Genomic DNA, 8,715 nt, shown 5'->3' with positions numbered 1-8,715 from the left:
CTGCAGGGGGGACCCTGTGGGAGAGTAGGACGCCGCCGAACAATTATTGTGGGAAAGCCCCGCACCTTATGGTGCGGGGCTTTTCTGCGTTCCGGGTCCGGATGGCCCGGTTGTTCTCCTGTAGGGTCAGGAGGCATCGTTCGTACGTTTCACAGTGGAGGCCCCCGGGTGGAGGTCCAGGAGACTCGGGTTCAGACGGACCGAATCCTCACCATCCCGAACATTCTGAGCATGGCTCGCCTCGTCGGCGTACCCGTGTTCCTCTGGCTCATCCTGATGCCGGTGTTCGGTGGCCCCAAGGCCGACGGGTGGGCGCTGCTGGTGCTCATGTTCAGCGGCGTCAGCGACTATCTCGACGGGAAGCTCGCGCGGCGCTGGAACCAGATCAGCAGCCTGGGTCGGCTTCTGGATCCCGCCGCGGACCGGCTGTACATCCTGTCCACGCTCGTCGGGCTCACCTGGCGCGAAATCCTGCCGTGGTGGGTCTCCGGAGCGCTCCTGGCCCGGGAACTGATGCTGCTGGTCATGGTGTGGATCCTGCGCCGCCACGGCTATCCGCCGCCGCAGGTGAACTTCCTCGGCAAGGCCGCCACCTTCAACCTGATGTACGCCTTCCCCTTGCTGCTGCTCAGCGACGGGACCGGTTGGCTCGCCTGGTTGGGTTCAGTTTTCGGATGGGCGTTCGCAGTTTGGGGTACAACCCTCTATTGGTGGGCAGGAGTGTTGTACGTGGTGCAGGTCCGCCGTCTCGTCAAGGCGGACGCCACGGCCGATTGAGTTCGGCTCGCCGGAAGAGTCACGCGGAAGAGTTGCGTAGCCACCGTCCGAGACGGGCGAGGTCGGCGCAGAACGCCGTCTCTCTAGGAGGACTCTTCCGACATGAAGGCCGTCGTGATGGCTGGTGGTGAGGGCACACGCCTTCGCCCCATGACCTCGAGCATGCCCAAGCCGCTCCTGCCGGTGGCAAACCGGCCGATCATGGAGCACGTGCTGAGGCTGCTCAAGCGGCATGGTCTCAGCGAAACCGTGGTCACCGTGCAGTTCCTGGCGTCACTCGTCAAGAACTATTTCGGTGACGGCGAAGAACTCGGCATGGAGCTGACCTATGCCAATGAGGAGAAGCCGCTCGGGACCGCCGGCAGCGTGAAGAACGCCGAGGAGGCCCTGAAGGACGATGCCTTCGTGGTGATCTCCGGTGACGCGCTCACCGACTTCGACCTCACCGACCTCATCAACTTCCACAAGGAGAAGGGCGCCCTCGTCACGGTGTGCCTGACCCGGGTCCCGAACCCGCTGGAATTCGGCATCACCATCGTGGACGAGGAGGGGAAGGTCGAACGCTTCCTCGAGAAGCCGACGTGGGGGCAGGTGTTCTCGGACACCGTCAACACCGGCATCTACGTGATGGAGCCCGAAGTCTTCAACTACGTGGAGCCGGATGTTCCGGTCGACTGGTCCGGTGATGTCTTCCCGCAGCTGATGAAGGAAGGCCGGCCGATCTACGGCTACATCGCCGAGGGCTACTGGGAGGACGTCGGCACCCACGAGAGCTACGTCAAGGCCCAGGCCGACGTCCTGGAGGGCAAGGTCCAGGTCGACATGGACGGCTTCGAGATCTCCCCCGGGGTGTGGATCGCCGAAGGCGCCGAGGTGCACCCCGACGCGGTGCTGCGCGGGCCGCTGTACATCGGCGACTACGCCAAGGTCGAGGCCGGGGTCGAGATCCGGGAGCACTCGGTCATCGGCTCGAACGTGGTCGTCAAGACCGGGGCGTTCCTGCACAAGGCCGTGATCCACGACAACGTGTACATCGGGCCGCACAGCAACCTGCGCGGCTGTGTCATCGGCAAGAACACCGACATCATGCGGGCCGCCCGGATCGAGGACGGCGCCGTCATTGGTGACGAGTGCCTGATCGGTGAAGAATCGATCGTCCAGGGCAACGTGCGCGTCTACCCCTTCAAGACGATCGAGGCGGGCGCCTTCGTCAACACCTCGGTCATCTGGGAGTCGCGGGGCCAGGCGCACCTCTTCGGTGCGCGCGGGGTCTCCGGGATCCTGAACGTGGAGATCACCCCCGAGCTGTGCGTCCGGCTCGCCGGTGCCTACGCGACCACGCTGAAGAAGGGGGCGATGGTCACCACCGCCCGAGACCACTCCCGCGGCGCGCGTGCGCTGAAACGCGCGATGATCTCGGCGCTGCAGGCCAGTGCCATCGACGTGCGGGACCTGGAGAACGTCCCCCTGCCGGTCGCGCGGCAGCAGACCGCGCGCGGCGGCGCGGGCGGGATCATGCTGCGCACCTCGCCCGGCGTGCCCGACTCGGTGGACATCATCTTCCTCGACGAGCGCGGGGCGGACCTCTCGCAGGGGCAGCAGCGCAAGCTCGACCGGGTGTACGCGCGCCAGGAGTACCGGCGTGCCTTCCCCGGCGAGATCGGCGACCTGCAGTTCCCGTCGAGCGTCTTCGACTCCTACACCGGCTCGCTGCTGCGGCACGTCGACACCTCCGGAGTCGCCGATTCCGGGCTCAAGGTGGTCGTGGATGCGGCCAACGGCAGCGCCGGACTCGTGCTGCCCAGCCTGCTGGGCCGGCTCGGGGTGGACGCGCTCACGGTCAATCCCGGTCTCGACGAGTCCCGGCCGACCGAGACCGCGGAGTCCCGGCGGGCCGGACTGGTGCGGCTGGGGGAGATCGTGGCCTCCTCGCGCGCGGCCTTCGGCGTGCGGTTCGACCCGGTCGGCGAGCGGATCTCGCTCGTCGACGAGCGGGGCCGGATCATCGAGGACGACCGGGCGCTGCTGGTGCTGCTGGACCTGGTCGCCGCGGAGCGGCGCAGTGGCCGGGTGGCGCTGCCGGTGACCACGACCCGCATCGCGGAGCAGGTGGCGGCGTACCACGGCACCCAGGTGGAGTGGACGACGACCTCGCCGGACGACCTGACCCGGGTGGGCCGGGCGGAGACCACGATCTTCGGCGGAGACGGCCGGGGCGGATACATCGTTCCGGAGTTCAGCAGCGTCTTCGACGGGTCGGCGGCCTTCGTCCAGCTGATCGGGCTGGTGGCGCGGACGCAGCTCACGCTGAGCCAGATCGACGCGCGGATCCCGCGGGCGCACGTCCTCAAGCGGGACGTGCCGACTCCGTGGGCGGTCAAGGGCCTGGTCATGCGGCGGGTCGTGGAGGCCGCCGGGGACCGGCAGGTGGACACGACCGACGGCGTCCGCGTGGTCGAGGCGGACGGGCGCTGGGCGCTCGTCCTGCCGGACCCGGCGGAGGCGGTGACGCACCTGTGGGCCGAAGGGCCCGATGACGCGTCGGCGCAGGCCCTGCTCGACGAGTGGGCGGCCGTCCTCGACGGCGCGGGTAACTAGCCCGATCCGCCGGGCCGGGGCCACGTGGCGTGGTTCCCGGCCCGGCGGACGGCAGCATTCGGTGTCGGCCGGTGTGACATGCGACGATGTGCGGCATGTCGCAGCCGCCCACCAACCGGAGTTCGGCGAAACCGCCCGCGCGCCCGGACGCCTCCATGTCGCTGCTGACGCACGTGATGGACCACGGTCTCGACGAGGGCTACGCGGAAGCCGCGGCCCGCCGCGAGGCGGACGGCACGGCGGGTCTGCCGCGCAACCTCAAGGCCAAACTGGCGCTGGCCGCCGGTCTCGTGCTCGCCGCCATGGTCGTGACCCTGGGCGCCGCGCAGGCGCGGATAGCCGCTCCGGTCCTGGCGAAGGAGCGGGAAGAGCTGATCGCCCGCGTCGAGCGGGCCGACGATCACGCGGACAGCCTGGAGAAGGACATCGAGCGGCTCCGCGGCGACGTCGCGGGCCGCCAGCGCGCGGCCCTCAAGCAGCACGGCGGTGAGCAGGGCGAGCTGCTGGCGCTGCTGTCCGGAGCGACCGAGGTCCGCGGCCCCGGCGTCAAGCTGACGGTGGACGACGCCAAGGGCGCCTCCTCGGGCGGCGGCGGGCCGCGGGAGAGCGCGGGCTTCTCGGACACGGGCCGGCTGCGCGACCGGGACATGCAGCGGATCGTCAACGGCCTGTGGCAGGCCGGGGCCGAGGCCGTGGCGATCAACGGGCAGCGGCTGACGGCGCTGTCGGCGATCCGGGCCGCGGGTGACGCGATACTGGTCGACAACAGGCCGCTGGTGCCGCCGTACGAGATCCTCGTGATCGGCGACAAGAAGCGGCTGGACACGGACTTCCAGGACAGCGTGGACGGCCAGTACCTGCACGTGCTGCAGGAGAGCTACGGGATCCGGTACACCCTGTCCCCGCAGAACGAGGTACGGCTGCCGGCCGCGTCGAGCCTGACCGTACGGACAGCCACAGCACAAGAGCAGAAGAAGGGTGCATCGTGATCGCGGTCCTGGGCCTGGTGGCCGGAGTGGTGGCCGGACTTCTGGTCCGGCCCGAGGTGCCGGCCGTCGTCGAGCCGTATCTGCCGATCGCCGTCGTGGCGGCGCTCGACGCGGTGTTCGGCGGTCTGCGCGCGATGCTGGACGGCATCTTCGTGGACAAGGTCTTCGTGGTGTCGTTCCTCTCCAACGTGGTGGTCGCCGCGCTGATCGTCTTCCTCGGCGACAAGCTGGGCGTCGGCGCGCAGCTGTCCACCGGTGTCGTCGTGGTCCTGGGCATCCGGATCTTCTCCAACGCCGCGGCCATCCGCCGGCACGTCTTCCGGGCGTGAGGCGATGAGTACGGACGAGAACACGCCGCCCGAGCCCGACCGGCCGGCCGCCCCCGCCCCCACCCCGTCGGCAGAGCCCGGCCGCCCCGTGGAACCGGCGGCCGCCGCACCGGCGTCTGCCGAACAGACGGGACGCCAGCGGCTCGCCGCGGGGCTGTGGCCGCCACGGGTGAGCCGCGCCCAACTGATCGTCGCGCTGCTGCTGTTCGTGCTCGGGCTGGGGCTCGCCATCCAGGTGCGCCACAACAGTGACTCCAGCGCCCTGCGCGGGGCCCGCCAGGAGGACCTGGTGCGCATCCTCGACGAGCTGGACGGGCGCACCAAGCGCCTGGAGGACGAGAAGCAGAAGCTGGTGGACCAGCGCAAGGAGCTGGAGTCCAGTTCCAACCAGGCCGACGAGGCGCGCAAGCAGACGGTGGAGAAGGAACGGCAACTGGGCATCCTCGCGGGTACCGTGGCGGCTCAGGGACCGGGCATCACGCTCAAGGTCACCGACGCCAAGGGCCAGGTGCAGTCGGACAAGCTGCTGGACACCATCCAGGAGCTGCGGGCGGCCGGGGCCGAGGCGATCCAGATCAACGGCGTGCGCGTCGTGGCGGGCTCCTACTTCTCGGACGAGGGCGGCGGGGTCGCGATCGACGGCAAGAAGATCACACAACCCTATGAATTCCGGGTGATCGGCAAGCCGCAGGACCTGGAGCCGGCCCTCAACATCCCCGGCGGCGTCATCCAGACGCTGGAGAAGGAACAGGCCACCGCTACGGTCGTCCGATCGACCAAGATCGTTGTGGACGCCTTGCGGGCAGCGAAGCAGCCTGACTACGCTCGGTCGTCATCGTCATGAGACCGGGCGGGATGTGGAGCGGCTCACGTGGGGGAATGCCTGCGGGGGGTCGGCGCACCGAAGAAGCGGTGCGTGGTGGAAACTGTCTGGTGGTGACGGACGTTGTGAGAATGTCCGGGTCGGCAGGTGTGAGTATTCGGAGTTCGTCCTGCCCCACGGGCGGGTCTGTTTCGGTCAAGGGGAATCGCCCGTGAAGTTGTTTGAGAAGTTGTTCGGCAAGAAGAACCGCGAAGCAGGCGGTGCGCCCAAGCACCGCGCCGGGCACGGTGACGTGGAGGAGCAGGGCGACCGGCCGCTCTTCCGCGACGAGGTGGCGGGAGCGGGTGACCAAACGGGTGCGTACGGCGCGTCGGCTGTTGACCCTGCCGGTTCCGGACGCATAGGTTTCGGTGAACCATCAACCTCAAGTACGGGTGGAGGGTTTGACCCCGACCCGTATGCCACCAATGCCTCCGCGGGGCACCCGCGGCGCGAGGAGCCGTCCATGTCGGCCGAGCAGGTTTGCAGCAGGTGTGGTCACCGCAGCGATGCGGCCAGCCGCTTCTGTTCCAACTGCGGCGCGCCGCTGCGGCCGGGTCTGACGCCGGAGCGTGCTTCGGAGACCACGTCCACCATCTCGATCTCGGGCCTGGAGGCCTACGAGGCCGAGGTGTCCGGACAGCACGTGTCCTCGCTGTCCCCCGAGGCCCAGGCCGCGGTGGAAGCGCTGCCTCCGGGCTCCGCACTGCTCATCGTGCGGCGCGGCCCGAACTCCGGCAGCCGCTTCCTGCTGGACGGCGAGCTGACCACGGCGGGCCGCCACCCGCAGAGCGACATCTTCCTGGACGACGTCACCGTCTCCCGGCGGCATGTCGACTTCCGCAGGGGGCAGGACGGTCTCTTCACCGTCTCCGACGTGGGCAGCCTCAACGGCACGTACGTGAACCGCGAGCCCATCGACTCGGTCGCCCTGCACAACGGCGACGAGGTCCAGATCGGCAAGTACCGGTTGGTCTTCTACGCGAGCCAGCGGGGCATCTGACCGTCTCCCCGGGCATCGCTCCGGGGAGACCACAGGGAAGGTCCATGCTGCGTACCTCGACGGGCGGTGCCGGTCACGGCACCGCCGGCTCGGGCGGGCGGCTGGTGAGCATCGGCACGGTGCTGACCATGCTGCGCGACGAGTTTCCCGAAGTCACGATTTCCAAGATCCGGTTCCTGGAGGCCGAGGGGCTGGTCGAGCCCCGGCGCACACCGTCCGGATACCGCAAGTTCAGCGCCGACGACGTCGAGCGCCTCGCCCGCGTCCTGCGGCTGCAGCGTGATCACTACCTGCCGCTGAAGGTCATCAAGGACCAGCTCGACGCCCTGGAGCGGGGCGAGCAGATCCGCATCCCCGCGCCCGCCGCGCCCGGGGACGGGGATCCCGCCGGAGCGGCGGTCGTCGCCGCGGTCCTGGGCGAGATCGGCCGCGCCCGGGCCGCCGCGGCCCGGATCGGCCGCTCGGATCTGCTGGCCGCCGCCGAGGTGGACGAGGCGCAGCTGGCCGAGTGGGAGTCCTACGGGCTCCTCGCCGAGGCCCCGGACGGCGGATTCGACGCCGAGGCGGTCACCGTGGCCAGGCTGGTGGCGGAACTGGGCCGGTTCGGCCTGGAGCCCCGGCACCTGCGGGCCATGAAGGCCGCGGCCGACCGGGAGGCCGGGCTGGTCGAGCAGGTGGTCGCACCGCTGCGACGGCACCGCAACCCCCAGACGAGGGCCCACGCCGAGGCCACCCTGAAAGAGCTGGCGGGCCTTTCCGTACGGCTCCACGAAGCGCTCGTGCAGACCGCGCTCGGCGTCCGTCTGCACTGACGAAGGGGGCCCCGACTACCCAAACCGGCCGGGCAGGTCCTAGGGTTGCTGTGTGAACGAGCTCGACGTTGTGGGTGTCCGGGTTGAAATGCCCTCCAACCAACCGATCGTGCTCCTGCGTGAAGTGGGAGGCGACCGGTACCTCCCCATCTGGATCGGTCCCGGGGAGGCTACTGCCATTGCCTTCGCCCAGCAGGGGATGGCCCCTGCCCGGCCGCTGACGCACGACCTGTTCAAGGACGTGCTGGAAGCGATCGGTGAGGAACTCACCGAGGTCCGGATCACGGATCTGCGGGAGGGCGTCTTCTACGCGGAGCTCGTCTTCGCCAGCGGGGTCGAGGTGAGCGCGCGGCCGTCCGACGCCATAGCGCTGGCCCTGCGCACCGGGACGCCGATCTACGGAAGCGACGGGGTGCTGGACGATGCCGGAATCGCGATTCCGGACGAGCAGGAGGACGAGGTGGAGAAGTTCCGCGAGTTCCTCGACCAGATCTCGCCGGAGGACTTCGGCAGCAGCAATCAGTGAGGTCTCGGCCGAGTCGTCCCCAGGGGATTGTCAGCCCATTCGAGTAGCCTTTCCCCGCAAAGGGATACGGGAAACCACTCTCAGGGTGATTATCACTCGGCGTGCCGAGTGTGGCGATCGTTGACGCACCCCTGGTGACTGCCTACCTTCGAGGTGGCAGGTCAAGGACGGAGGGTCGGCGTGAGGATCACGGGCGACGGTACGACCGGGGGCATCCCCGCACGGAGTGAGGGCGGACCGTACGCGCTGCACGGCGGTGCGGTGGGGCCCGCGCGCCGTCAGCCGGGATCCGTGCCGCCCGGTCCGGAGAGCGGCGAGCCGGAGACCGGAGAGATCGGCTACCGGGGGCCCACCGCGTGCGCCGCCGCGGGCATCACCTACCGGCAGCTCGACTACTGGGCGCGGACCGGGCTCGTCGAGCCCAGTGTGCGCGCGGCGGGCGGATCCGGCACGCAGCGGCTGTACAGCTTCCGGGACGTGGTCGTCCTGAAGATCGTCAAGCGCTTCCTGGACACCGGGGTGGCGCTGCAGAACATCCGCACCACCGTCCAGCACCTGCGCGACCGCGGCTTCCGGGACCTGGAGCGGATGACGCTCATGAGCGACGGCGCGACGGTGTACGAGTGCACCTCCCCGGACGAGGTCGTCAGCCTGCTCCAGGGCGGTCAGGGCGTCTTCGGGATCGCCGTGGGCGTGGTGTGGGGGGACGTGGACAAGGCGCTGTCCCAGCTGCACGGCGAGCGGGTCGAGACCGGCGAGACGCTGATCGGGCACAACCCGGCCGACGAGCTGGCCGCGCGCCGCAACCGGGCGGGCTGA

At 69.5% G+C, this 8,715-nt stretch carries 9 protein-coding genes; all 9 read left to right on the top strand.

All coding sequences use genetic code 11. The annotated features are described in order from the left end of the window. Positions 1-168: 168 nt before the first annotated feature. The 9 genes from clsA to AC0693_RS26030 all read left to right on the top strand — a co-directional run bounded on the left by clsA (position 169) and on the right by AC0693_RS26030 (position 8,715). Positions 169-777 carry a cardiolipin synthase ClsA gene (clsA, locus tag AC0693_RS26070; RefSeq protein ID WP_356412305.1) on the top strand — a complete coding sequence of 203 codons (609 nt, stop codon included), beginning with the start codon at positions 169-171 and terminating at the stop codon, positions 775-777. A gap of 102 nt (positions 778-879) precedes the next feature. Then, positions 880-3,375: a mannose-1-phosphate guanyltransferase gene (locus tag AC0693_RS26065; protein WP_356412307.1), complete on the top strand. Its 2,496-nt coding sequence runs from the start codon at positions 880-882 to the stop codon at positions 3,373-3,375. 86 nt (positions 3,376-3,461) lie between these two features. Then, positions 3,462-4,364: a DUF881 domain-containing protein gene (locus AC0693_RS26060; RefSeq protein WP_478803032.1), complete on the top strand. Its 903-nt coding sequence runs from the start codon at positions 3,462-3,464 to the stop codon at positions 4,362-4,364. After that, positions 4,361-4,693, top strand: a complete 333-nt coding sequence (locus tag AC0693_RS26055; protein WP_125651314.1) for a small basic family protein — start codon at positions 4,361-4,363, stop codon at positions 4,691-4,693. The genes AC0693_RS26060 and AC0693_RS26055 overlap by 4 nt, the downstream gene beginning before the upstream one ends. A gap of 4 nt (positions 4,694-4,697) precedes the next feature. Next, a complete protein-coding gene (locus AC0693_RS26050) occupies positions 4,698-5,537 on the top strand; it encodes a DUF881 domain-containing protein (protein ID WP_468471340.1) in 840 nt (279 codons plus the stop codon). Positions 5,538-5,619: 82 nt separating this feature from the next. Then, positions 5,620-6,558 carry an FHA domain-containing protein gene (locus AC0693_RS26045; RefSeq protein ID WP_478803045.1) on the top strand — a complete coding sequence of 313 codons (939 nt, stop codon included), beginning with the start codon at positions 5,620-5,622 and terminating at the stop codon, positions 6,556-6,558. Between the two features lie 44 nt (positions 6,559-6,602). Further along, entirely contained in the window at positions 6,603-7,370 is a 768-nt protein-coding gene (gene ftsR / locus AC0693_RS26040; RefSeq protein WP_478803031.1) for a transcriptional regulator FtsR, read from the top strand. 52 nt (positions 7,371-7,422) lie between these two features. After that, entirely contained in the window at positions 7,423-7,896 is a 474-nt protein-coding gene (locus AC0693_RS26035) for a bifunctional nuclease family protein (protein WP_283461037.1), read from the top strand. Between the two features lie 180 nt (positions 7,897-8,076). Next, positions 8,077-8,715: a MerR family transcriptional regulator gene (locus AC0693_RS26030; RefSeq protein ID WP_356412313.1), complete on the top strand. Its 639-nt coding sequence runs from the start codon at positions 8,077-8,079 to the stop codon at positions 8,713-8,715.

The sequence above is a fragment of the Streptomyces sp. NPDC043876 genome (genome assembly GCF_056435825.1).
Note: the sequence above shows the minus strand (reverse complement) of the source record. Positions and strands in the feature narration are given on the sequence as shown.

Bases quoted from the DNA above. Each gene is read 5' to 3' on its own strand.
- AC0693_RS26065 (WP_356412307.1), top strand. From the start codon at position 880: ATGAAGGCCGTCGTGATGGCTGGTGGTGAGGGCACACGCCTTCGCCCC.
- AC0693_RS26060 (WP_478803032.1), top strand. From the start codon at position 3,462: ATGTGCGGCATGTCGCAGCCGCCCACCAACCGGAGTTCGGCGAAACCG.
- AC0693_RS26050 (WP_468471340.1), top strand. From the start codon at position 4,698: ATGAGTACGGACGAGAACACGCCGCCCGAGCCCGACCGGCCGGCCGCC.
- ftsR (WP_478803031.1), top strand. From the start codon at position 6,603: ATGCTGCGTACCTCGACGGGCGGTGCCGGTCACGGCACCGCCGGCTCG.